Below are 23351 nucleotides of genomic sequence, written 5' to 3'. Positions count from 1 at the left end.
TCAAGGGCAAATGCTGGTGGTTTCGGATTTACTGCTGCGACCTGATGCTGCGATTACAACATCAACTCTGGGTTCTTCGCTGATGCAGACCCTTACGGTCATATTGGTACCTAGGCTGGTTCCATCAGCGGCAAACAAGACTCGTGGTCTGGTTGAACTGATGGTGGCATCAGGAGTAAAAGCTGGTGTGCGTGCGAGTTCTACTTCCCCTTCGTCCAGCTCGGCATTACCGTCATCATCGATGAAAACCAATAATTGAACCGGATCCTGTTCAACGCACTCGTTATTGTTGTTTATTAGGCATGCTGTGACGGTTTGCTGGTCACTGATAGCTTGGGTGCGAGCAAAACGCAGGTGTTTAATTAACCGCTCGCTTTCATAGTTAGCCGTGCTGTCTTTGAGCAGAGAGCCTAGAGAAGGAATACCAATCCCCAACAGAATGACGCCCAGTGCAATGGCTATCATCAACTCCATCAGGGTAAATCCGGCGTTTTTCATATCTGCGAAGGCCTGTCGTTCCGTGACTATCTACAGCTTATCCTTCCCGCAGGTTGCTGTCACACGGTTACGCCCGTCTTGAACTGGCAGATTGCCCCCCTTTTCTTTATCATTCCCCATCATTTTCGAATTCAAGATGCATCGCCATGGCAAAAGCCCTCTCTCTGATGCTTGCCCAGTTGAATCTGACGGTAGGCGCCATCGAAGATAACACTGACAAAGTGCTCGCTGCGGCGGCTCAGGCCGAGCAGCAAGGTGTCGATCTGCTGGTCTGCTCCGAGCTGGCCCTGACCGGCTATCCACCGGAAGATCTGCTGCTGCGTGCCGACCTGATGATGCGGGTCGAAGCTGCGTTGGCTCGTGTTGCCGAATGGCAGGGCAACTGTGCCATTTTGGTCGGGCATCCCTGGCGTGAAGGGGAGGCGCTCTACAACGCGGCGTCACTCTATGAGCAGGGCAAGCTGATTGCCCGTTACTTCAAGCAGGATTTGCCCAACTACGGCGTGTTTGATGAGAAGCGCTACTTTACCGCTGCAAGCGAGACCTGCGTGGTGCCATTCCGGGGTCACCAGCTGGGGCTGCTCATCTGTGAAGATCTGTGGCAGCCGGGTCCGGCGCTGGCCGCCAAGGCGGCAGGGGCCGAACTGCTGCTCACCATCAACGCCTCGCCCTATGATCAGGAGAAACCCTGGATCCGCCGCGAGCTGATGGCCGAACGCTGCGATCAGACCGGTCTGCCGCTGGTTTACCTCAATCAGGTGTGCGGTCAGGACGAGCTGATTTTCGACGGCTGCTCCAAGGTGTTCAGCAGCCAGGGCGAGTTGACCCACAAGCTGGCCCCGTTTGCCGAAGAGCTGGTGCTGGTACGTTTTGCTGATGGCCAGCCAGTGAAGGAGCGGGAGCCCGCAGCGCCGCTGGAACCCTTGGCCGAGACCTATCAGGCGCTGGTGCTGGCGGTGCGCGACTATGTCACCAAGAACGGTTTCCACGGTGCTGTGCTGGGTCTCTCCGGCGGCATCGACTCGGCACTGACGCTGGCCATCGCGGCCGATGCCATCGGGGCCGACAAGGTGCAGGCGGTGATGATGCCGTTCCGCTATACCGCCCAGATGAGCGTGGAAGATGCCAAAGAGCAGGCCGAGCGAATGGGGGTGGAGTTCAACATCATCTCCATTGAGCCGATGTTCGAAGGGTTTATGACCCAGCTGGCGCCGCTTTTTGAAGGCACCGCCCGCGATACCACCGAAGAGAACCTGCAGGCCCGCTGCCGCGGCGTGCTGCTGATGGCGCTCTCCAACAAGCGTCGTCGCATCGTGCTGACAACTGGCAACAAGAGCGAGATGGCGGTCGGTTATGCCACGCTGTACGGTGACATGGCGGGCGGTTTCGACGTGCTGAAAGATGTGCCCAAGACGCTGGTCTTCAAATTGTGCGAATATCGCAACTCTGTTGATTACGTGATCCCGCAGCGGGTTATCGACCGTCCTCCTTCAGCGGAACTGGCACCGGATCAGGTGGATCAGGACAGCCTGCCGCCATACGAAATCCTCGATGCCATCCTCAAGCGTTACGTGGAAGAGGATGCCTCGGTCGCCGACATGGTGGCAGAAGGCTTCGAGGAAGCGGTGGTGCGCAAGGTGATCCGCCTGGTGGATCTCAACGAATACAAGCGCCGTCAGGCGGCGGTCGGGCCCCGCATTACGGCTCGCAACTTTGGTAAGGATCGCCGTTATCCCATTACATCCGGGTTCGGCAAACAGAACTGGTAAGGAGTCACCATGAAGAAGATTGAAGCCATCATCAAACCGTTCAAGCTGGACGATGTGCGCGAGGCCCTGGCCGAGATCGGCATCAACGGCATGACCGTATCCGAAGTCAAAGGCTTCGGCCGCCAGAAGGGCCATACCGAGCTCTATCGCGGCGCCGAATATATGGTCGACTTCCTGCCGAAAGTGAAGGTGGAGCTGGTGGTGCAGGACGAGGATCTCGATGCCTGTCTGGAAGCGATCCAGAACACCGCCCGCACCGGCAAGATTGGTGATGGCAAGATTTTCGTCTGCGAGGTGGAGCGTGTCATTCGTATCCGTACCGGCGAAGAGAACGAAGACGCGATCTGACCTTGGCTATCTCTTTACCTGACCAGCGGCGTGAAGCGCGACCTCATTTGATGGGGTGGATGCGCTTGGTGGTGGTCGCCAGCCTGTTGGCGGGCCTGACTGCTTGCAGTACCCGTCCACCGGCTCAGCCGGAGAATCTGTGCCAGATCTTTCGCGAGAAGCCGGACTGGCACAAGGCCGCGCTCAAGATGAACGAGAAGTGGGGGACGCCGATCCATGTGGTGATGGCCATGATGTATCAGGAGTCCTCGTACGTACATGATGCTCAGCCGCCGATGCAGTATTTCCTCTTCATCCCGACCGGGCGGGCCAGTTCGGCTTATGGTTATGCTCAGGTCAAAGATGAAACCTGGGCGGATTACCAGCGGGAAACCGGCAACAGCTGGAGTGACCGCGATGATTTTGCCGACGCCATCGATTTTATGGGTTGGTACACTAACAAAGCCCAGCGGCTCAATGGCACCTCCAAGTGGGATGCCTATGGCCAGTACCTCAACTATCACGAAGGGTGGGGTGGCTACCGGCGTGGCAGCTATCGCAGCAAGGGGTGGTTGATGAAGACCTCTCGCAAAGTGGAAGCTCGCGCCCAGCGCTACGGCGCCCAGTACCGTCAATGCAAGGATCAGCTCTCCCGTGGGGGCTGGTTCTGGTAACCAAATCAGGAGTCAGAAATGCCGTTATTGGACAGTTTTACCGTTGACCACACCCGTATGGAAGCGCCAGCGGTGCGTGTGGCCAAGACCATGCAGACCCCGAACAAGGACACTATTACCGTGTTCGACCTGCGTTTCTGTGTGCCTAACCAGGAGATCCTCTCTGAGCGCGGTATCCATACGCTGGAGCACCTGTTCGCCGGTTTTATGCGTGATCACCTGAACGGCAACGGCGTGGAGATCATCGACATCTCCCCCATGGGTTGCCGTACCGGCTTCTACATGAGCCTGATCGGCGCGCCGGACGAAGCCCGTGTTGGCGCAGCCTGGCAGGCAGCCATGAGCGACGTGCTGACCGTGCAGGATCAGGCCAAGATCCCCGAGCTGAACGAGTATCAGTGCGGCACCTACAGCATGCACTCGCTGGAAGAAGCGCACGCCATCGCCCGTCATGTGCTGGAGCGCGGTATCGGCGTCAACCACAACGACGAGCTGGCCCTGCCGGAAGAGAAGCTGAAGAGTCTGTGAGGCTGATGAGCTGCCGCTCATCGGATAACCTCTTCAGGGAATGTTAAAAGAGCCGGTCAGCCATGCTGACCGGCTCTTTTTTATTCCGCCTGATCGCGGTTATGAGGATGACTTGCTCCCCTTGCCGACTCTGATTAGGATGGTTTTTGACCTGAACCTGTTGGCGGAGGTGTGACGATGAAGGGGATATTGCTGCGTTGGCTGGCCCGTTACGATGCATGGTGTGAGGAGTGGGGGCTCACTCAGGAGAACCGGCGCTGCTGCACGCCGGTTCGTTATGATGATGATTCAAGCAAAGAGCGAGCTTGCGCAGAAGAGGCTGAGCTCAATCAAAATTGCGGGTCACGGCGCCGGTAACGCTGTTGTACTCGAAGCCGAGGCCGTTTTCATACTCTGAGTCAGCCGGGAAGCGACCCATCGAGTCGCGCAGGATATAGCGGCAGTTATCGTGGTGTAGTCCATTTTCAACCTGGCTGGGGATTTCAATTATTTGCGAGTAATAATCAGCTTTTTCCTCTAATTTCTTTGAGACTGTTTGGTCTGTGTCGAGGAGTGCCTCGAATAGGAGTTTGCAGTCGTTTATGCTGCTTACTGATATTTGCTCGCTAGTTCCTCCTGTAAAAATGACATCAGTTCCTTGTATGTTGTAGTCTTCTTCTGTCCCCACAGGCCAGCCGTAGTGGTTGATATCCAGATCTTTCTTGCCCATCCCACTGAAGTTATACAGTGCGAGGTCTTGTCCCTGAACTTTCACCGCCCAGCCAGCATGAGCCAGCTGAACTGCACTGGCAAAGCTGCCTGCGGTCGCCGAGACCGTGCTTTTCAGGGCATCATCCTTGATATTGATAAAGCGGGGCAGGGCGGTGACGGCCAGGATCCCCAGCACTATGATCACCAGCACCAGTTCAATCAGGGTAAAGCCGTTGTTTCTGTTGTTCATCATGTTCAATGACCCATTAAATACCGCAAACAGGTGTGAGTGATATGCAGCTGATAGATACCCATTGCCATCTCGACTTTCCGGTGTTCGACCAGGATAGGGAGGCGCTGCTGGCCCGTTGTCAGGCATTAGGGGTGACGGAGTATATCATTCCTGCCATCGCAGAGGATAACTGGACTCGTGTGATGGCACTGGCAGAGCAACATGACGGCCTCTTTTATGGTCTGGGCATTCATCCCTGGTATGCCGGTGAACAGCGGGAGGGGGTGATGGAGCGGTTGCGAATGCTAGTGATGAGCCAGCCTGCCGGGCTGGTGGCCATTGGCGAGTGCGGGCTGGACCTCCGTTCTCACGTGCCGCAGGAGGGGCAGCTTGCGCTGTTTGAGGCTCAGATCCGGCTGGCGGCAGATGCCGGGCTCCCCCTGATGATCCACTCGGTGCGCGCCAATGACACTGTGGCCAAGCTGTTGCGCCGCTTCAAGCCGCCTCGTGGCGGGGTGATCCATGCTTTCAGCGGTTCGTTGCAGCAGGCGGAGGCCTTCTGGCAACTGGGCTTTCGACTCGGGGTGGGCGGGGTAATCAGTTTTGAGCGCGCAAACAAGACGCGAGAGGTATTTCGGGCTATGCCGCTCGAGGCCCTGGTGCTGGAAACCGATTCGCCCGATATGCCGTTGCAAGGCGCACAAGGCTCCCGAAATACCCCGGAAGCGCTGCCGAAAATAGCGGAAATATTGATGACATTGCGGGAGGAATCATCGGTGGATGTTACCAAGGTGTTATTTGAAACTGCCCGGCATATTTTCCATCACGACCAATAGCCACGAAACAAATTTGCAACACCTGATTTAGTTGTCAGGAAAAAAAATGAGCGTAAAAATCGTTTGCTGTCTAATTTTGTGACACTTGGACATTTTGATAACGATAAAATGTGACCAGCATTCTATTTTATCGGACTTTAATTAGTATAATGCGCTCCCCTTGATTAGTTGGGTTTAATAACAACTCGCTAACAAGCCAGGTGCTACTAGAGGAAGATAATAATGAATTTGTTCATGGGTCTGGTAGGGATGGCGACGCTCGTCCTTATCGCGGTGCTGTTCTCCAGCAATCGCAAGGCAATCAACGTCCGTACCGTTGTCGGTGCGTTCGCAATTCAAGCCGGTCTGGGGGCGTTTGTTCTCTATGTTCCGGTTGGTCGCGATATCCTGGTCGGCGTGTCCGACGCGGTATCCAGCGTGATCAGCTACGGCCAGAACGGGATCGACTTCCTGTTTGGCGGTCTGGTCAGCAACAAGATGTTTGAAGTGTTCGGTGGCGGCGGCTTTGTATTTGCCTTCCGTGTTCTGCCGGTCATCATCTTCTTCTCTTCCCTGATTGCAGTGCTCTACTACCTGGGCATCATGCAGATGGTCATCAAGTTGTTGGGCGGCGGTCTGCAGAAAGTACTGGGTACTTCCCGCACCGAATCCCTGTCTGCAACTGCCAACATCTTCGTCGGTCAGACCGAAGCGCCGCTGGTGGTTCGTCCTTACATCGCCAAGATGACTGACTCCGAGCTGTTCGCCGTCATGTGTGGTGGTCTGGCCTCCGTTGCCGGTTCCGTACTGGCCGGTTACGCCTCCATGGGCGTGAAGATGGAGTACCTGATTGCTGCCTCCTTCATGGCTGCACCGGGTGGTCTGCTGTTCGCCAAGCTGCTGGTTCCCGAAACCGAGACCCCGAACTACGACGAAAGCTCTGCCGATGCCGAGCTGGATGACAAGCCTGCCAACGTCATTGACGCTGCTGCTGCTGGCGCTTCTGCCGGTATGCAACTGGCCCTGAACGTCGGCGCCATGCTGCTGGCCTTCATCGGTCTGATTGCCATGATCAACGGCATCTTCTCCGGTGTGGGTGGCTGGTTCGGTTATCCGCAACTCTCTCTGGAACTGCTGCTGGGCTGGATCTTCTCCCCGCTGGCCTTCCTGATCGGTGTGCCCTGGAATGAAGCGGTGGTTGCCGGTTCCTTCATCGGTCAGAAGCTGGTAGTGAACGAGTTCGTGGCTTACCTGAACTTCGCTCCGTACCTGAAAGACGAAGTGCTGATCAACGGTGTGGCCATGTCCGATCACACCAAGGCGATTATCTCCTTCGCACTGTGTGGTTTTGCCAACCTCTCCTCTGTTGCCATCCTGCTGGGTGGTCTGGGGTCCATGGCGCCGAACCGCCGCGGCACCATTGCACGCTTTGGTCTGAAAGCCGTACTGGCTGGTTCTCTGTCCAACCTTATGTCTGCCACTATCGCAGGCTTCTTCCTGGCACTGTCCGGCATGTAATCGCCGCCTGACTGACAGGGTATAAACACGAACGCCACGGCATCTGCCGTGGCGTTCGCGTATGGAGCGGTGACAACCGTTTTCCTATCTAAACTAATAATAAAATGAGTCAAATCGGAGGTTATATGAATGAAGTGCTACTGGCGATGGTGGCCGGCTTTATAGTTGGTTTGTTGTTTTCTTTCCTCAAATTGCCGATCCCGGCGCCTCCCGTTTTGTCCGGGGTAATGGGGATCGTCGGGGTCTATCTGGGGGGATTGGCCTACTCCTGGATCCTGACTCGTTTCTTTTCGTAAGGCTTTTTTAGACCTGGATTTGCCAGATGTGAGGTACCTCTGAAATTGGCAAATCCGGCTTGCAAACAGGGGGTATCTCGGCTGAAATAGGCGTTGCCAGCAGGGTGCTGGCAATGACTAATACTCGATGAAATCGGGTGTTGGCGGTCAAATGGAATTGATTGGGAAGTCGGGTCAGATGTTGTCGGCCTTTCTCAAGTCTTCATGGAACCAAGTCCGCACTTTTGTAAGAAAGTGACAGGGCTCTTGCCTTATTTACAGTCGTAGTGCCTGCAGGGTGTTTTGAATAGCATCCCGATAGTGCCGGTGCCTTCGCACTGTAATTCCATTCCCGTATAGCTGGGGATTACTGCCTGTGCATCCATCGCTGGATGGTATGGTGGTGCCCGGTTATCTGGATTAAATCGAGACTTTGGAGAACAGAATGACTGATCTGAAAGTGGCCGCTCAGCGCGCCCTGAACCTGATGGACCTGACCACCCTGAACGATGACGACACCGATCAGAAGGTGATCGACCTGTGCCATAAGGCCAAGTCACCGGCTGGCCTGACCGCCGCCGTCTGCATCTACCCCCGTTTTATCCCTATCGCTCGCAAGACCCTGCGTGAGATCGGCGCTGCCGACGTACGCATTGCGACCGTGACCAACTTCCCCCACGGCAACGACGATATCGAGATCGCCGTGGCCGAGACCCGTGCCGCTGTCGCCTACGGTGCTGATGAAGTGGACGTAGTGTTCCCGTATCGCGCCTTCATGGCTGGCAACGAACAGATCGGTTTTGATCTGGTCAAAGCCTGTAAAGAGGCCTGCGGTGCCAACGTGCTGCTGAAAGTGATCATCGAAACCGGCGAGCTGAAAGAAGAGGCGCTGATCCGTCGCGCTTCCGAAATCTGTATCGATGCCGGTGCCGACTTCATCAAGACCTCCACCGGCAAGGTGCCGGTCAATGCGACCCCAGAAGCGGCACGCATCATGATGGAAGTGATCAAGGCCAAGAATCCGAAAGTCGGCTTCAAGCCTGCTGGTGGCGTGAAAGACGCCGCCGTTGCCGGTCAGTATCTGGCCATGGCCGAAGAGATCCTCGGCAACGACTGGGTATCCGCCCGTACCTTCCGCTTTGGTGCATCCAGCCTGCTGGCCAGTCTGCTGGCCACTCTGGGGCATGGCGACAAGCCGGCCAACACCAGCGGTTACTAATAGGTTGATGAGAGGGCGGACGTCTGTCCGCCCTGTTAGCCCCCACCATGCTGTGTGCGGGCAAGGATTCAGGCTTGTGTAACGCCAGTAATGGCGGAGGGAATGAAAGATGTTTTTGCCTCAAGAAATTATTCGCAAGAAGCGCAACGGTGAAGCGCTCAGTACCCAAGAAATTCAATTCTTCGTTCAGGGCATTACCAACAACACCATCGGCGAGGGGCAGATCGCCGCGCTGGCTATGGCGGTCTACTTCAAAGACATGACCATGGATGAGCGGGTTGCCCTGACCTGCGCCATGCGCGACTCCGGCATGGTATTGACCTGGGATCACCTCAATCTGGGTGGCCCGATTGTCGACAAGCACTCCACCGGCGGGGTGGGTGACGTTGTCTCCCTGATGCTTGGCCCGATGGTCGCTGCCTGCGGCGGTTTCGTGCCGATGATCTCCGGCCGTGGTCTGGGCCACACCGGCGGCACCCTCGACAAACTGGACGCCATTCCCGGCTACCAGACCTCGATCGACAACGACCGTTTCCTGAAAGTGGTGAAAGAGGCGGGCGTGGCCATCATCGGCCAGACCGGCGATCTTGCCCCCGCTGACAAGCGTATCTATGCAGTACGGGACATCACTGCCACCGTCGAATCCATCGCCATGATCACCGGCTCCATCCTCTCCAAGAAGCTCGCCTCCGGGCTCGAAGCGCTGGTGATGGATGTGAAAGTGGGCTCCGGCGCCTTTATGCCGAACTTCGAAGCCTCCGAAGAGCTGGCCAAGAGCATAGTCGCCGTGGCCAACGGTGCCGGTTGCCGCACCTCTGCGCTCTTGACCGATATGAACCAGGTGCTGGCCTCCAGCGCCGGTAACGCGGTGGAAGTGCGTGAAGCGGTGCGTTACCTGACCGGCGAATACCGTAACCCGCGGATCCACGAAGTGACCATGGCGCTGTGCGCCGAGATGCTGATCTCTGCAGGCTTGGCCAGCGACGAGCGTGATGCCCGCGCCAAGCTGCAGGCGGTGTTGGATAATGGCAAGGCGGCCGAGATCTTCGGTCGCATGGTGACTGGTCTCGGTGGCCCGGCCGATTTCATGGAGCGTTACGACGCTTACCTGCCCAAAGCCGCCATCGTGCGCCCGGTCTTTGCGGCCAACAGCGGCTTCGTGACTGCCATGGATACCCGCGAGCTGGGTCTGGCTGTGGTGGCGATGGGCGGTGGTCGCCGCGCTGCCGGTGACAAACTTGATTATGCGGTTGGTCTGACCGACTTTATCCGCCTGGGTCAGAGCGTCGATGCTGACAAGCCGATCGCGATGATCCACGCTCAGACTGAAGAGCAATATGCTCAGGCTGCCAGCATGGTGCAGGCGGCTGTCCGGATTGGTGGCGAGCGGCCGGAGGCACTGCCTGAAGTGTACCGCCGTATCACCCTGGCTGATTTGTAACAAGGGGAAGACCCATGAAACGTACCTTTATTCTGATGATGGACTCTTTCGGTATTGGCGCTGCTGCCGACGCCGACAAGTTCGGAGATGTGGGCGCCAACACCCTTGGCCATATCGCCAAGGCGTGTGCGGCAGGTGAAATTGAAGGCCGCAGTGCCCTCAATCTGCCGAACCTCAACAAGCTGGGTCTGGGCCACGCCTGCGAGCAGGCCTCCGGCTACTTCCCGGAAGGGCTGAAGAAAGATATCGAGGTGGTCGGTGCCTACGGCTTTGCGCAGGAGCTCTCCTCCGGCAAGGACACCCCGTCCGGTCACTGGGAGATCGCTGGTGTGCCCGTGCTGTTCGAGTGGGGCTACTTCAAGGATCACCACAACAGCTTCCCGCAGGAGCTGCTGGACGCCATCGTCGAGAAGGCTGGTCTGCCAGGCTATCTGGGCAACTGCCACGCTTCCGGTACCCAGGTGCTGGACGATCTGGGCGAAGAGCACATGAAGACCGGCAAGCCGATCCTCTACACCTCTGCCGATTCCGTGTTCCAGATTGCCTGCCACGAAGAGACCTATGGCCTCGAGAAGCTCTATGAGCTGTGCCACATCGTGCGCGAGCTGCTGGAGCCTTACAACATCGGCCGCGTGATTGCGCGTCCGTTCGTAGGTACTGGCAAGGGCAACTTCAAGCGCACCGGCAACCGTCACGACTACTCAGTGCTGCCGCCGGCGCCGACCGTGCTGGATTACATGAAAGATGCGGGCGGTCAGGTAGTCTCCATCGGCAAGATCGCCGACATCTATGCCCAGCAGGGCATCACCAAGCAGGTGAAAGGGACCGGTCTGACCGAGTTGTGGGATCGCACGCTGGAAGAGGTGAAAGCGGCCAGTGACAACACCATCGTCTTCACCAACTTCGTCGACTTCGACTCCTCCTACGGCCACCGCCGTGACGTTGCCGGTTATGCCGGTGCGCTGGAGTATTTCGATTCCCGCCTGCCGGAGCTGTTTGATCTGCTGCAGGATGGCGACGTGGTGGTGCTGACTGCCGACCACGGCTGTGACCCGACCTGGGGTGGCACCGACCACACCCGCGAATACATTCCGGTGCTGTTCTTCGGCAAGCCGGTCAAGGCTGGCTCCGTCGGTCGTCGCGAGACCTTTGCCGATATCGGCCAGAGCATTGCGGCTTACCACGGTCTGCCGAAACTGGCGTACGGTACCAGCTTCCTGTAATTTACCCGCCCGCCACTTCGGCGGCGGGCAATTTATAAAACAATAAAACTCAACCTGTGTGAAGGAATCAAGAGAATGGCAACTCCTCATATCAATGCGAAAGATGGCGCCTTTGCTGATACCGTGCTGATGCCGGGCGACCCCCTGCGCGCCAAGTACATCGCTGAAACTTTCCTGGAGAACGTCGAGCAGATCTGCGACGTGCGCAACATGTTCGGTTTCACCGGTACCTACAAGGGCCGTCGTATCTCCGTCATGGGTCACGGCATGGGTATTCCATCCTGCTCCATCTATGCAAAAGAGCTGATCACCGATTACGGTGTGAAGACTCTGATCCGCGTGGGCTCCTGTGGCGCTGTGCGTGAAGACGTGAAACTGCGTGACGTGGTGATCGGTATGGGTGCCTGCACCGATTCCAAAGTAAACCGTCTGCGCTTCAAGGATCACGACTTCGCTGCCATCGCCGACTTCGACCTGGTTGCCAATGCCGTACAGGCCGCCAAGAACAAGGGCGTTGCCGTGCGCGTCGGTAACATCTTCTCCGCCGACCTGTTCTACACCCCGGATCCCTCCATGTTCGACGTCATGGAAAAGTACGGCATCCTGGGTGTCGAGATGGAAGCCGCCGGTATCTACGGCGTGGCCGCAGAGTACGGTGCCAAGGCGCTGACCATCTGCACCGTCTCCGACCATATCCGTACTGGTGAGCAGACCACCTCTGAAGAGCGTCAGCTGACCTTCAACGACATGATCGAAATCGCACTGGATTCCGTCCTGCTGGGCGACAAGTAATTCCCTTGCGAATAAGAAACGGCGGCCTTCTGGCCGCCGTTTTTGTATCTGCTCTCTGGTTGCGCCATCAGTTTTCCGGAGGTGGCGAGGGGGGCGTACTCTTTTTCTTGTGCTTGCGCACCCGCATGTAGTTGCGGCGTACGCCGTAGGAGATGAGCACCCCGGCCAGCAGGGCGACCAGCAGCATCAGGCGCTGTTTCTCCTGCACCACCTTGAGCCGGGTGTCCTTGTCTGCCAGCATCTGCTGCTCTTCCAGGGTGATGCGCAGGAAGCCGATGGTCTGCTCGCCATCCCGGATCTCCTGCACGAACTGGATCCGCCCCTTGCCCTGCTCCGGCAGTGACTTGTTATCGCTGCCGATGGGCAGCAGGCTCTCCAGCGGTACCGCCTGCTCCGATTGGGCGAGGGGAATGCCGCGTCCGTCGTAGAGAGTGGCATCGAGGATCTCCGGCTCCGCCGCCAGATCCCGCGCCAGCCGCTCCAGCTCGCTGCTCTTCTCCTCCTTGATCCAGCGCTTCATGTCGCGGGCGGCATAGGCGACCAGCGCCTGTGCCCGGTTGCGCGCTTCGCTGTGCAGCGAGGCCTGGCTTTCACCCTGCATATGAATGAGTACACCGAGCACCCAGCATCCGAGCAGGATACCGGCACCCAGGCTGAGAACACGTTTGATGGGAAGATGACGCTGCAAGCGTGAGACCTCTGGTAACAAGGAGTGGCGGGATCTTGGCGCTTGCCTGTACAAAAAGCAATACGCTACTCTGGGCCAGCATTGTTAACCCCCTGATCACCAAGGAAGGCGTATCCCTTATGTTGTTGTCCCAGCTCCCCCCTCTGTTATCCGATTGGCCCGCGTTGTTGTCCGGCTCACCCTGTTGGCAGCTCCACGCAGATGCGTTGCAACCGACAGAGACTCCGCTGGCTGGCGGCTGGTTGGTGCTGTTTGGCAAGGGGCTGGGCGCCTCCCATCTGGCGCGTCTGTCGCCACTGTTGGCTGCACAGGGGTTGGCGGCCACCCTCTATCCTCCCACCGAGGTGGCGGGCGTGCCGCTGCTGCTGCTTGGCTGCGATCGCTTCTCTTCCGAGCTGGTGGCCGAGCTCAAGAGCGGTGAGTGGGAGATCGATCTCTGCCATCTGCCCGCGCTACCGACCCTGAAGGAGCCCGGCCTGCTGGTGATGGACATGGACTCCACCGCGATCCGCATCGAGTGCATCGACGAGATTGCCCGGCTTGCCGGGGTCGGCGAGCAGGTGGCGGCAGTGACGGCCGCAGCCATGCAGGGCAAGCTGGAGTTTTCCGACAGCCTGCGCAATCGGGTGGCCCTGCTGGCAGGGGCGCCGGTCACCATTCTCGACGAGGTGGCGGCATGGATGCCCTGGATGCCGGGCTTGCAGCTGATGGTCGATACCCTCAAAGGGGCGGGTTGGAAGGTGGCCATCGCCTCCGGCGGTTTTACCCGTTTTGCTGGCCAGTTGCAGCGCGATCTGGGGCTCGATGCCATCTTCGCCAACGAGCTGGCGGTGGAGGGGGGCCAGCTGAGCGGCAAGGTGAGCGGGCGCATCGTTGATGCTAGCGTCAAGGCCGAGGTGTTGCAGCAGCTTGCTCAGGAGTACGGCATTGCTGCCGCCCAGACCGTGGCCATCGGCGATGGTGCCAACGATCTCAAAATGATGGGGGTCGCTGGCCTTGGCATCGCCATTCACGCCAAGCCGCTGGTGCGGGCGCAGGCGGCGGCCACCCTCAATCATCACGATCTGGAGGGGGTGATCTGCCTGCTGGCGGCGCGGGCCTGCAGCGAGCAACGTTGGGACAAGCGCTGACAGTGTTTCAAGGAGGAAACCAATAAAAATGGAATTGTTGCAGCAGTCTCTGTTTATCCCCTGTGGTGGCCATCAATTGCATGTTCGCCACATCAAACCCCGGGTTGCGGTGCATGGCGAGCCGATCCTGATGGTGCACGGCGCCATCGAGAACGGGCGGATCTTCTATACCGAATCGGGCAAGGGGCTGGCCTGCTTTCTGGCCCGTCATGGCTATCAGGTCTATGTGGCTGATTTGCGGGGGCGGGGGCTCAGCACTCCGGCTATCGCCGAGCAGGCGGAGCACGGTCAGCACGAACTGATCACCGAGGATCTGCCCGCCCTGCAGCGCTGGATTGCCGAGCGTCATCATGGCTTCAAGGTGCACTGGGTGGCCCACTCCTGGGGCGGTGTCATCATGGCCTCGACCCTGGTGCGCTTCCCCGAGCTGGCGGAGCAGGTGGCCAGTCTGCTGTTTTTTGGCACCAAGCGCGGCGTGTCGGTGCACAATCCCGAGCGTTGGCTGAAGGTGGATCTGATCTGGAATCGGCTGGCCCCCTGGCTGGCCCGCCGCCGTGGTTTTCTGGCGGCTCGCACTCTGAAGATCGGTGCTGACGACGAGCCGCTGCGCTATCTGCAGGAGACTATCCCCTGGGTCAAGTGCGGCCCCTGGCAGGATCCTCACGACGGTTTTGCCTATGACGAGGCGGCGGCACGGGTCAACTGGCCACCGCTCTGGATGATTTCGGCCAAAGCGGACAAGGTGCTGGGTCACCCGACCGATGTGCGCCGCTTCAGCGACGAGATGGGTTCGGCCACACGTCACACCCGATTGGGGCGGGACAACGGCAACCGCCTCGATTATGACCACATCAATATGCTGACCGCCCCGCAGGCGCAGGAGGATCACTTTCCCCAGATCCTCGACTGGTTGCTTAACCCGCAGGCGGTATGACAAAAAACAGGGCGCCTCGAGCGCCCTGTTTCATTTTTGTCTGTTTCCGGATCATCAGTTCAGCGGCGGCGTGATGCCAAAGCGGAACAGGGTGGCCTGGGTGGTATCGGTCAGTTCGCCCACCCCCACCACGCTCCACAGCTCTTCTTCCAGCTTGCGCGCCTTGTGGATGGCGAACTTGGCGATGTAGTCCAGCTCGTTGGCGATGAAGTTGGTGTCGGGCCGTCCGGTACGGGAGATGCCGACCAGCACCGAGTAGAACTCCCCCTGTTGCTGCGCCAGCTCGATGAACTGACGCTTCTCTTTGACGTTGGCAAAGCTGCTGGCCAGCCGGCTGCTGAAGATGGGCAGGCCGGCCTTGGTCTGGATGCTGGCGATATAGACCTCGTCCTCTCTCGGTTTGTCCTCCCGCTCGATGGCGCGCAGCGGGTTCATCAACAGCTCCTTGAGCAACTCCCCCTGAAACAGCGGGTAGAGGTTCTCCTGCTCCGGCAGCTCGGCACAGGCTTGCAGCAGCCTCTGCAGACTGCGTGGTTGCAGGGATTTGCCGATGGAGGCCGGTTTGGGCGCGCCCTTCAGCTTGTTGACGTAGACCGGCGAGTTGAACAGGTGGTGGGTGTAGATGTTGCGCAGTGCCCGTGCCAGCCCACGATAGCGGCGCTGCTCCTGCGCCGCCTTGAGCTTGTTCTGGTTGCTCTCGATCAGCAGACTGAAGAATTGGCGGCCGGTATGGCGATCCGAATCCCCTTCGATGCAGAGGTGCAGCACGGTGCGGGTCATGTTGAGGCTGACCAGCCGGTAGGAGAGGCGCTGCAAATCCATGCTCTTGGAGAGCTCCTGCAAGCGGGGCAGGGCGATGGTCACCACATCGTTCTTCTCACCGATAAAGGCATCTTCCAGCTCGATTTGCAGGCCGTGAGTCGAGATGTCGCGGGTCCAGCCGATCCAGGATTTGCCGTTGTGATGGATGGCAACCGCCGTCTTGTGGATGTAGCGCGACTCCTTGCGCAGCTGAACATAGTGCAGGGTCTCGATCTCGAACGGGGCAACCCCCTGTTCGTGACCAAAGCGCTGCAGCTCGTTGGCGTTGTTGCTGACCCCTTCCTGATGGAACTCTTCTCGCTGGGATTCTAGGCCGATCTCCTGCAGCAGGCCGCAATAGCCGATCTGCTTGAGCCGCTCGAGCAGCAGGATGTCTTGTAACTGCGGATTGTCCTGCCCCTGCAGTTGCCCCACATCCGCCTCGACCAGATCGCATGCCTCCAGCGTGAACTTGTAGACACGCCAGCTGGGCCGGCGTGAGCCCACCTGGAAGAAGAGGGCGGTGAGGCCACTCTGGCGCAGCTCCTCGGCGGTGGCGGAGAAGAAGTAGATGTGGCTGCGCACCGTGTGGGTAAAGCAGTAGATGATGGTCTCGGTGGTGGTGCCGGGGGCCGGGCAGAGCCGTTTCATCCGCTCTGCGCTGAAAAGCCCCGCGAGGGCATCTCGGTTTTTCTCATCGCGCCAATACTCCAGCAGGTGCTGGTTGTTTTCCGTACGCAGGGCAATCTCGAGATTGGGGCTGTCGCCTGTGCCGAAGAAGAGCGGCATGCCGGTCATCCGCGGCAGGTAGAACTGCTCATACCCTTTGATGATGGCGGCGGAGAGCAGATAGTCGACGCTGACCCGATAACGGATCTTGTTGGCGTCGATAAAGTCGCTGAGGAAGGCATCGAAGGCGGGCTGTTCGCCGGTGCGCACCAGTCGCAGCCAGTATTTCCCCTCTTTGCTCTCTTCGCCGAGGATCTGATAGCCGACCGGCTGGTGCAGCACCGGATTGGGGGTGTCCCGCTCCAGTCCGGTAAAGAAGACCTCCACTTGGGCGCCGGTGTGATAGCTCGGCAGATAGGGAACCGAGACCCGCATGCCACCCAGCGAGAGATCTGAACTCTTGGCGAACAGCTTCTCTCCGTCCTGAAACTTGATCAGCACCGGCGAGCTGAAGTGCATCCGCTCCTGGCTGCGGCCGTAGTAGCTGGCAAAGGCGATGGTGTTGACATCATATTGCCGGAAGGGACTGGCAGGCGGCGACAGCTGACCATCCACGCGGGCGTTGTGGTGCTGTTTTTGCCACTGTTGCAGCGCCTCGTAGACACCGAGGGTATAGATATCGCGGTAGAGATAGCACTGGGACTGGAACAGGGCAATCGCATCGGCGGGCATGAAGTGAGTGATGCCGTCGAACTCATGCACCAGGCACTCATCCTCCAGCTCATCGCGCATGTCGATGACCCTGCGGCAGGGGGAGCACTTGCGCTTGAGCTCCATCTTGATCAGAAAACGGCTGTTGCTGTTTTCCTCCTGGGTCATGCGGTTGAAGATCTCCTCGAAATCTTTCTCCCGCAGCAAGGGGACGAGTTGTTCAATCAGATGTTGCTGGTGTTCTGAATCCATTTGTTCCTGCCACGGAAAGTCACTTTTCCGATTCTGGGTTTGATCTGTCGGTCGCAAACAAGTATATCAAGCAGGAATTCATCCTGTCCCCGAGTTATCAATGGCCAAAAATAAAACTGCTTATGTTTGTTCCGAATGTGGTGCCGACTTCACACGCTGGCAAGGTCAATGCAGCGAGTGCAAGGAGTGGAATACCATCACCGAGGTGCGCCTCGGCTCGGTGAGCCCCGCTGGCAAGAGTGCCCGTTACACCGGTTATGCCGGCGCGGTCGGCAGTCAGGTACAGACACTGGCAGAGATCGCCACCACCGAAATTCCCCGTTTTACCTCAGGTTTCAAGGAGCTGGATCGGGTGCTTGGTGGCGGTGTGGTGCCAGGCTCGGCCATTCTGATCGGCGGCAACCCGGGGGCGGGCAAGTCCACCCTGCTGCTGCAGACCATGTGTGGTCTTGCTGAACGGATGAAAACCCTCTATGTCACCGGCGAGGAGTCGCTCCAGCAAGTCGCGATGCGGGCCAACCGCCTTGGGCTGCCCACCGACAAGCTGCGGATGCTCTCCGAGACCAGCGTCGAGCAGATCTGCCTGATTGCCCAGCAGGAGCAGCCGCAGATCATGGTGATCGACTCCATTCAGGTGATGCATGTGGCGGATGTGCAATCGTCCCCCGGTTCTGTCTCACAGGTGCGCGAAGCGGCGGCGCTGCTGACCCGCTACGCCAAGCAGAATCATGTAGCCATCTTTATGGTGGGCCATGTGACCAAGGATGGCAGTCTGGCAGGTCCCAAGGTGCTGGAGCACTGTATCGACTGCTCTGTGCTGCTTGACGGTGGCCATGACTCCCGTTTTCGGACTCTGCGCTCCCACAAGAACCGCTTTGGTGCGGTCAACGAGCTGGGGGTTTTTGCCATGACCGAGCAGGGGATGCGCGAGGTGAGCAACCCCTCCGCCATCTTCCTCAGCCGGGGGCAGGAGCAGGCGCCCGGTTCCATCGTCATGGTGATCTGGGAGGGCACCCGACCGCTGCTGGTGGAGTTGCAGGCGCTGGTGGATTACTCCCAGCTCTCCAACCCGCGCAGGGTGGCGGTGGGGATGGATCACAACAGGCTCGCCATGTTGCTGGCGGTGCTGCACCGTCACGGCGGGCTACAGATGGCGGATCAGGATGTCTTCATCAACGTGGTTGGCGGGGTCAAGGTCGAGGAGACCAGTGCGGATCTGGCGCTGCTGCTGGCGATGGTCTCCAGCTTCCGGGATCAGGCGCTGCCCAAGGATCTGGTGGTGTTCGGCGAAGTGGGTCTTTCCGGTGAAATTCGCCCTGTGCCGTCCGGCCAGGAGCGGTTGCAGGAGGCGGCCAAGCACGGTTTTCGTCGCGCAATCGTGCCGCACGCCAATGCCCCCAAGCATCCCATCGAAGGGATGGAAGTGGTGCCGGTCAAGAAGCTGTCTGAGGCACTCGAGGCGCTGTAATCCCTCAGCATTGCAATCGAGACAACCGCACAACGAAAAAAGAGCGCCTCGGCGCTCTTTTTTATGGGCTGGCACCTGCCATCAGGGCTGGCTGTGTTCCAGATGCTCGCTCAGCAGTTGTTCCAGCTCGCGGTGGAGCAGCTCTTCGTCGCCGACGTTAAGCTCGATCATCCGCTTGAGATGGGTGGCACTGTCGATATCGATGTGGTGGCAGTAGAAACCCAGCTTCTTGCTGGCTTCGTGGGTCAGCTCGACCTGCATCTTGATCTCGATATCGCTACCGCTCAGGATAAAGCTGAGCTGGTACTCCTTGTTGTCACGGCTCTCCCAGTCGTCGGGGCGGATCAGCAGGGCTCCCTGCAAGGAGACGTCGACAAGCTGGGTCTGCCACTTCTGTTCCCCCTGGGTGAGTTCTGCCATGGTCAAGTAGAGGATCCGTGCAAAACGGCGGCGCTCAGACATGCTCATCTCCTGTATGCAATAAGTGTGGACGCTAGGGTCATTGCTCTGAGTGTAATCCACCTTGGTTGCCAGTATCTTGAACTTGCTCCGAAAATGGCATTCAGGCTTGCTGGGTACTCAAGGATTCCACCACATGAAGCGCCTTGACCAGGCGGTCTTCCTGTTTGAACCGCTCTTCCAGAACCGGGCCCAACTCGTTGAGATCATCATCCAGTAGCAGCAATTGGGCCTCGTCGGCATCACTGTATTTGTCGTTGAACTCGAGGGCGAATTCAGTGCTGTTACGAATATGGGGATAGATGCGCTTGGCCAGCTCCAGTGTTTCGCCGCTGGCTTGCTCGAAGGCGGTGACGACGTGGTGGTAGATCTCGAAATGGCCTGCACTGACATAGTCGACCAGGCGGTCGCAAAACTGATGCAGCTCTTCTGTTTTGGGCAGGCTGCGTTGCTTGGTCCGCGCCGGAGTGAGGCCTGCCAGCTGCATGTATCCAACCAGCAACGCTTGCCTTGCATCCAGCCAGTCGTCGATAGCCTTATGCTTGCCTGCCAGCGCCTGCTTGGTCTGTTCCAGTTTCGTCAACATAATCCCTATCCCTCCGTGGGGCAAAGGCTGGCCGATTGTTCGGTATTCCGAGCCGTTTGAGCAGTGACACAACCTATAACTAGGGAAAATCTGGGCAAGCGTCAATAGCCATGGGGGGATAATGTTAAGTGGCGAAGAAATAGTCAGTGGATTGTGTCTGCGTGCTAGCAGGTTTCAGGCCTGCTCACGGTTTTTCGCGTGTGGAATGTGACTATTTCCGCAGATCTTGATGAAAACCCCAGCGTTTGACGCGTTCGGCTCGATAAAGGCTTTGCCTGTGCGTTTTTTTTTGCATAGAGTGACCCAGCGCTAAATGCCCGATCATAAAGGAAATGTTATGAACAAAGCTCAACTTGTCGATGCGATTGCCGCCAAAGCAGATCTGAGCAAAGCTCAGGCCAAAGTGGCTCTGGAAGAGATCATCAATGGTATTACCCAGAGCTTGAAAGAAGGCGATGCTGTGCAACTGGTCGGTTTTGGCACCTTCAAGGTCACCCACCGCGCAGGCCGCACCGGTCGTAACCCGCAAACTGGTAAAGAGATCCAGATTGCTGCTGCCAACGTGCCTTCATTCGTGGCTGGCAAGGCTCTGAAAGACGCCGTCAAGTAAGTCCGAAAGTCTGTTTTGTCCAATGCCAGTCAGCTTGCTGACTGGCATTGTTTTTATGGGATTCTCCCATCCTTCCGATTAGTCCTTCCTGACTGTTCCTTCTGTCAGCCTCGTTGCGGCTGAGGCCTTATGCCGTCTGCGGGTTGGATGGCAGCGGCCAGATCCGCTCATAGGCCCAAGTAAAGACCATGATGTAGACGAGGTAGAAGGCAACGAAACCGAGATCCAGCATCAGGGCGTCCCACACTCCCAGATCGAGCCAGAACATGACGCAGGGGAGGGAGAGCATCATGAAGCTCGCCTCATAGCCAAATGCGTGCAGGAAGCGGTCCAGTGGTCGCTTGTTGGTGCGCCCGCAAAGTTTGAGCAACCCCTTGTCGAACAACAGATTCCAGCCGTAGGTCCAGGCGGTGGCGACGATGGAGAAGAAGATGGCCAGCGAACCGACCTCGGCGACGCCCTGACCGAACAGCTGGCTGATCAGCGGTGCGACCAGTGCCAGCCCGATGCCTTCGTAGAGAACTAGATAACGAAGTCGATCAGGGGTGGTGCGAAGTTGAGTACTACTCATGGGGATATGCCTCCTGTGGGAGGCGCATTCTAATCAGGGAGTGGTTAAAAGAGAAGCATCGGCCCGTCATGACTGGCGTTGAGGGGCATGATGATGCCCCCTCTTTGCGATACGTCTTTATTGCCAACTTGAGCGTTAGCCCTGGGTGGTCAAGTCTGCAACTCAGGCGCCGGTTGGCGTGACCCGGGTCAGCATGGCAAAGCCCTCTTCCACTTGGGTGAGCTCTACCTTGACCTCCCCCAACTCGGCGAGCGAGGCAACATGGGTGCCACCACAGGGAATGGTCACCTCCTGGCCTTCCAGCGTGCAGTGCCAGTAACGGGAATCGATGATCGCCTCGCCAGCGCGGCTGCGGCGGATCTCGCTCCCGGCGGCGATCCAGTCGGCCAGCTGCTGGTTGGCCTTCTCTTCAATCTGCGCCAGATCTGCCAGCAACGCCTCGCTGTTGACCCCTTTCTTGCGCAGGCTCTTGCCGATGCGGTACTGCTCCCGCGATCCGCAAGGCTCGACCCGAGAGTTTTGAATAGCCAGACGGTCGAAGTCGGGCTGGCCCAGTGCATCACGCTCGCTTACCTCCTTGCGCCAGTAGGGGATGAGTACCCGGTTGAGGGCCAGTGCCGCCAGATGGCAGCCGCTATGGCCCAGACTCAGGGCGTGGCGGGCAGCGCTATCTACTTGCAATTCGACCTGGCTGCCAACGGCCAGCTCATGGTCACCGGTCAGCGGGTGGACCACCACGAAACGCCACCCCTCTGCGCCCCGCTTGACCGGAATGGCAGTATCGACGAACAGCTCGCCATCCGGGCTGATGGCCCCCATCCGGCAAGGGCCAATGGCGGCTTCGCCCCCTTCCCAGCGAACATGGCCCACATCCCCCGGCTGATCGGGCCAGAGGTGGCTCTGGGGATGAAAAGGGGTGAGGTCGGTGACCAGCAGCGTGGTGTCACCGCGCTGGCAGCAGACCACGCTGGCCTGCTCCTGATGATGGCCCAGTACGAAGCTGGCTCGGGTATGTTCCATGGCAAGGCTCCCGCAACGATAAATGAGAAGAGAAAGCGGCAGCATACGCCAAAGTGCGAAGAGGCTCATTAACCAGAGTTAATGAGCCTCTCTTCTCGGTTTTACGGTTCGCTAGATCATGGCGACCAACAGATAGGCGTTGAGCCCGATCACCAGCGCAACGATAAGGCGGCCGATGGCTTGTGTGACCGGATGGTTGCGATGTTGCCCCATCAGCGCCCGATCGCCGGTCAGCATCAACAGCGGGATCAGGGCCAGCGCGATGCCAAAGCTCAGGATCACCTGACTCAACACCAGAATTTCGGTGGTGTTGAGTCCCATGGCGATTACCACGAAGGCGGGAGCCATGGTGATGGCGCGACGCAGCCAGAGTGGGATGGTAAAGCGGACAAAGCCCTGCATTACCACTTGCCCGGCCAGGGTGCCCACCACGGTAGAGCTGATGCCGGAGGCGACCAGCGAGAGGCCAAACAGGGTGGCGGCAGCCTGACCCAGCAGCGGAGTGAGGGTCTGGTAGGCGGATTCCAGCTCGGCCACCTGCTGGTGGCCCGAGCTGTGGAACGCGGCGGCCGCCATCGCCATCATCGCCAGATTGACGAAGCCGGCGATGGTCATGGCAATCGCCACATCGACCCGGGTGGTGTGCAGCCGCTGGCTGACTGAACCCTGATCCTGCGTGTGCTGGGTCAGTGCCGAGTGCAGGTAGATAACGTGGGGCATCACGGTAGCACCGAGCACACCGGCGGCCAGATAGACGGCATCGCTGTTGGGCAGACCGGGGAAGAGAGCCCCTTCCAGCAGGCTGGGCAAATGGGGGCGGGAGAAGATCAGCTCGACGATGTAGGCCGCCGCGACGAACAGCAGCAGGCCACCGACCACAAACTCCAGCCGTTTCTGACCACGGGATTGCAGCATCAGGATCCCCCAGGTCACTATGGCGGTGATACAGGCTCCTTCAAGCAAGGTCACGCCAAGCAGCAGCTTGAAGCCGACGGCGGCGCCGATAAATTCGGCGAGATCGGTGGCCATGGCGATGATCTCTGCCTGTACCCAGTAGGCCCAGACCGCCGGTTTTGGCAGTCGGTCGCGGATGTGCTCCGCCAGATTCTTGCCGGTGACGATACCAAGTTTGGCCGAGAGGGTCTGCACCAGCATGGCCATCAGGTTGGCCCATACCACCACCCAGAGCAGTTGGTAGCCAAAGGTAGAGCCCGCCTGAATATTGGTGGCGAAGTTGCCCGGATCGATATAGCCGATGGCGGCGATAAAGGCAGGCCCGAGCAGGGTCAGTTTGAATTTGCGGGCTGGAATCGTAGTCGTTAGTGCGGGTTGCATGGCATCACCCTCCATAAGGATATGGAGAGAGAATAGATCTAAATGATAATTGTTATCAATTGTTGTTTCTGATGATTTCCATCGGGAAAAACATTTAAGGCAGTCAGTTGCAGTGA

Annotated in this window: 25 protein-coding genes; 16 read left to right on the top strand and 9 right to left on the bottom strand. The window is 58.5% G+C overall.

Annotated elements, in window-relative coordinates:
* Positions 1–498, bottom strand: coding sequence for a GspH/FimT family pseudopilin (locus tag AB5Y84_RS17840; protein WP_088870160.1), 498 nt, complete (start codon positions 496–498; stop codon positions 1–3).
* Between the two features lie 146 nt (positions 499–644).
* Between AB5Y84_RS17840 and AB5Y84_RS17835 the strand changes: the two genes are divergently transcribed.
* The 5 genes from AB5Y84_RS17835 (at position 645) to AB5Y84_RS17815 (ending at position 4153) form a co-directional block, all read left to right on the top strand.
* Positions 645–2267 (top strand): NAD+ synthase, encoded by a 1623-nt coding sequence (locus tag AB5Y84_RS17835; RefSeq protein WP_368177483.1) that lies wholly within the window; start codon positions 645–647, stop codon positions 2265–2267.
* A gap of 9 nt (positions 2268–2276) precedes the next feature.
* The gene (gene glnB / locus AB5Y84_RS17830; RefSeq protein ID WP_005308848.1) at positions 2277–2615 is read left to right on the top strand and encodes a nitrogen regulatory protein P-II; all 339 of its coding nucleotides are present in this window, start codon (positions 2277–2279) and stop codon (positions 2613–2615) included.
* A 59-nt stretch (positions 2616–2674) separates the two neighbouring features.
* Positions 2675–3268, top strand: a complete 594-nt coding sequence (locus tag AB5Y84_RS17825) for a hypothetical protein (RefSeq protein WP_021230975.1) — start codon at positions 2675–2677, stop codon at positions 3266–3268.
* A gap of 18 nt (positions 3269–3286) precedes the next feature.
* Positions 3287–3796, top strand: coding sequence for an S-ribosylhomocysteine lyase (gene luxS / locus AB5Y84_RS17820; protein WP_005340462.1), 510 nt, complete (start codon positions 3287–3289; stop codon positions 3794–3796).
* Between the two features lie 177 nt (positions 3797–3973).
* Entirely contained in the window at positions 3974–4153 is a 180-nt protein-coding gene (locus AB5Y84_RS17815) for a DUF5363 family protein (RefSeq protein WP_081250401.1), read from the top strand.
* Here the strand turns inward: AB5Y84_RS17815 and tppF are convergent.
* Entirely contained in the window at positions 4122–4739 is a 618-nt protein-coding gene (tppF, locus tag AB5Y84_RS17810) for a type IVa pilus pseudopilin TppF (protein ID WP_106843899.1), read from the bottom strand. The two genes, AB5Y84_RS17815 and tppF, sit on opposite strands and share 32 nt — an antisense overlap.
* A 41-nt stretch (positions 4740–4780) precedes the next feature.
* Here tppF and AB5Y84_RS17805 point away from each other — a divergent pair, with 41 nt between their 5' ends.
* From AB5Y84_RS17805 to deoD, 7 genes are all read left to right on the top strand, one after another.
* A complete protein-coding gene (locus AB5Y84_RS17805) occupies positions 4781–5554 on the top strand; it encodes a TatD family hydrolase (RefSeq protein WP_368177482.1) in 774 nt (257 codons plus the stop codon).
* Between the two features lie 222 nt (positions 5555–5776).
* Complete coding sequence (locus AB5Y84_RS17800; RefSeq protein ID WP_005340466.1) at positions 5777–7051, top strand: NupC/NupG family nucleoside CNT transporter; 1275 nt, start codon at positions 5777–5779, stop codon at positions 7049–7051.
* A gap of 125 nt (positions 7052–7176) precedes the next feature.
* Complete coding sequence (locus tag AB5Y84_RS17795; RefSeq protein WP_005340467.1) at positions 7177–7347, top strand: XapX domain-containing protein; 171 nt, start codon at positions 7177–7179, stop codon at positions 7345–7347.
* Positions 7348–7771: 424 nt separating this feature from the next.
* A complete protein-coding gene (deoC, locus tag AB5Y84_RS17790) occupies positions 7772–8545 on the top strand; it encodes a deoxyribose-phosphate aldolase (protein ID WP_005340468.1) in 774 nt (257 codons plus the stop codon).
* A 109-nt stretch (positions 8546–8654) separates the two neighbouring features.
* Positions 8655–9986: a thymidine phosphorylase gene (gene deoA / locus AB5Y84_RS17785; protein WP_368177481.1), complete on the top strand. Its 1332-nt coding sequence runs from the start codon at positions 8655–8657 to the stop codon at positions 9984–9986.
* A gap of 14 nt (positions 9987–10000) precedes the next feature.
* Positions 10001–11209 (top strand): phosphopentomutase, encoded by a 1209-nt coding sequence (locus tag AB5Y84_RS17780; protein WP_368177480.1) that lies wholly within the window; start codon positions 10001–10003, stop codon positions 11207–11209.
* 75 nt (positions 11210–11284) lie between these two features.
* Positions 11285–12001, top strand: coding sequence for a purine-nucleoside phosphorylase (gene deoD / locus AB5Y84_RS17775; protein WP_005340471.1), 717 nt, complete (start codon positions 11285–11287; stop codon positions 11999–12001).
* A 67-nt stretch (positions 12002–12068) separates the two neighbouring features.
* Here the strand turns inward: deoD and AB5Y84_RS17770 are convergent, their stop codons facing one another.
* Positions 12069–12689 carry an AhpA/YtjB family protein gene (locus tag AB5Y84_RS17770; RefSeq protein ID WP_005340472.1) on the bottom strand — a complete coding sequence of 207 codons (621 nt, stop codon included), beginning with the start codon at positions 12687–12689 and terminating at the stop codon, positions 12069–12071.
* Positions 12690–12808: 119 nt separating this feature from the next.
* On the opposite strand from AB5Y84_RS17770, the gene serB reads away from it, so the two are divergent.
* Positions 12809–13819 (top strand): phosphoserine phosphatase SerB, encoded by a 1011-nt coding sequence (gene serB / locus AB5Y84_RS17765; protein ID WP_368177479.1) that lies wholly within the window; start codon positions 12809–12811, stop codon positions 13817–13819.
* Positions 13820–13847: 28 nt separating this feature from the next.
* Positions 13848–14753, top strand: coding sequence for an alpha/beta fold hydrolase (locus tag AB5Y84_RS17760; RefSeq protein ID WP_335827232.1), 906 nt, complete (start codon positions 13848–13850; stop codon positions 14751–14753).
* A 54-nt stretch (positions 14754–14807) separates the two neighbouring features.
* Here the strand turns inward: AB5Y84_RS17760 and AB5Y84_RS17755 are convergent, their stop codons facing one another.
* Positions 14808–17186, bottom strand: a complete 2379-nt coding sequence (locus tag AB5Y84_RS17755) for a PilZ domain-containing protein (protein WP_368177478.1) — start codon at positions 17184–17186, stop codon at positions 14808–14810.
* A 100-nt stretch (positions 17187–17286) separates the two neighbouring features.
* Here AB5Y84_RS17755 and radA point away from each other — a divergent pair, with 100 nt between their 5' ends.
* Positions 17287–18654, top strand: a complete 1368-nt coding sequence (gene radA, locus AB5Y84_RS17750; RefSeq protein ID WP_005340481.1) for a DNA repair protein RadA — start codon at positions 17287–17289, stop codon at positions 18652–18654.
* Positions 18655–18735: 81 nt separating this feature from the next.
* Here radA and AB5Y84_RS17745 read toward each other — a convergent pair whose 3' ends face one another.
* Positions 18736–19116: a PilZ domain-containing protein gene (locus tag AB5Y84_RS17745; protein ID WP_005340482.1), complete on the bottom strand. Its 381-nt coding sequence runs from the start codon at positions 19114–19116 to the stop codon at positions 18736–18738.
* A gap of 100 nt (positions 19117–19216) precedes the next feature.
* Positions 19217–19699, bottom strand: a complete 483-nt coding sequence (locus AB5Y84_RS17740) for an Rsd/AlgQ family anti-sigma factor (protein WP_005348975.1) — start codon at positions 19697–19699, stop codon at positions 19217–19219.
* A gap of 337 nt (positions 19700–20036) precedes the next feature.
* Between AB5Y84_RS17740 and hupA the strand changes: the two genes are divergently transcribed.
* Positions 20037–20309: a nucleoid-associated protein HU-alpha gene (hupA, locus tag AB5Y84_RS17735; protein ID WP_005340484.1), complete on the top strand. Its 273-nt coding sequence runs from the start codon at positions 20037–20039 to the stop codon at positions 20307–20309.
* A 127-nt stretch (positions 20310–20436) separates the two neighbouring features.
* Here the strand turns inward: hupA and AB5Y84_RS17730 are convergent, their stop codons facing one another.
* From AB5Y84_RS17730 to AB5Y84_RS17720, 3 genes are all read right to left on the bottom strand, one after another.
* The gene (locus AB5Y84_RS17730) at positions 20437–20880 is read right to left on the bottom strand and encodes a PACE efflux transporter (RefSeq protein WP_005358045.1); all 444 of its coding nucleotides are present in this window, start codon (positions 20878–20880) and stop codon (positions 20437–20439) included.
* A gap of 162 nt (positions 20881–21042) precedes the next feature.
* The gene (locus tag AB5Y84_RS17725; protein WP_368177477.1) at positions 21043–21900 is read right to left on the bottom strand and encodes a hypothetical protein; all 858 of its coding nucleotides are present in this window, start codon (positions 21898–21900) and stop codon (positions 21043–21045) included.
* Positions 21901–22011: 111 nt separating this feature from the next.
* Positions 22012–23235 (bottom strand): Nramp family divalent metal transporter, encoded by a 1224-nt coding sequence (locus AB5Y84_RS17720; protein ID WP_368177476.1) that lies wholly within the window; start codon positions 23233–23235, stop codon positions 22012–22014.
* Positions 23236–23351 lie beyond the last annotated feature (116 nt).

It is taken from the genome of Aeromonas sp. s11 (assembly GCF_040907945.1).
Classification (GTDB): Bacteria; Pseudomonadota; Gammaproteobacteria; order Enterobacterales; family Aeromonadaceae; genus Aeromonas; species Aeromonas veronii.
The sequence above is the reverse complement of the archived record's forward strand: the minus strand, read 5'-3'. Positions and strand labels throughout refer to the sequence as shown.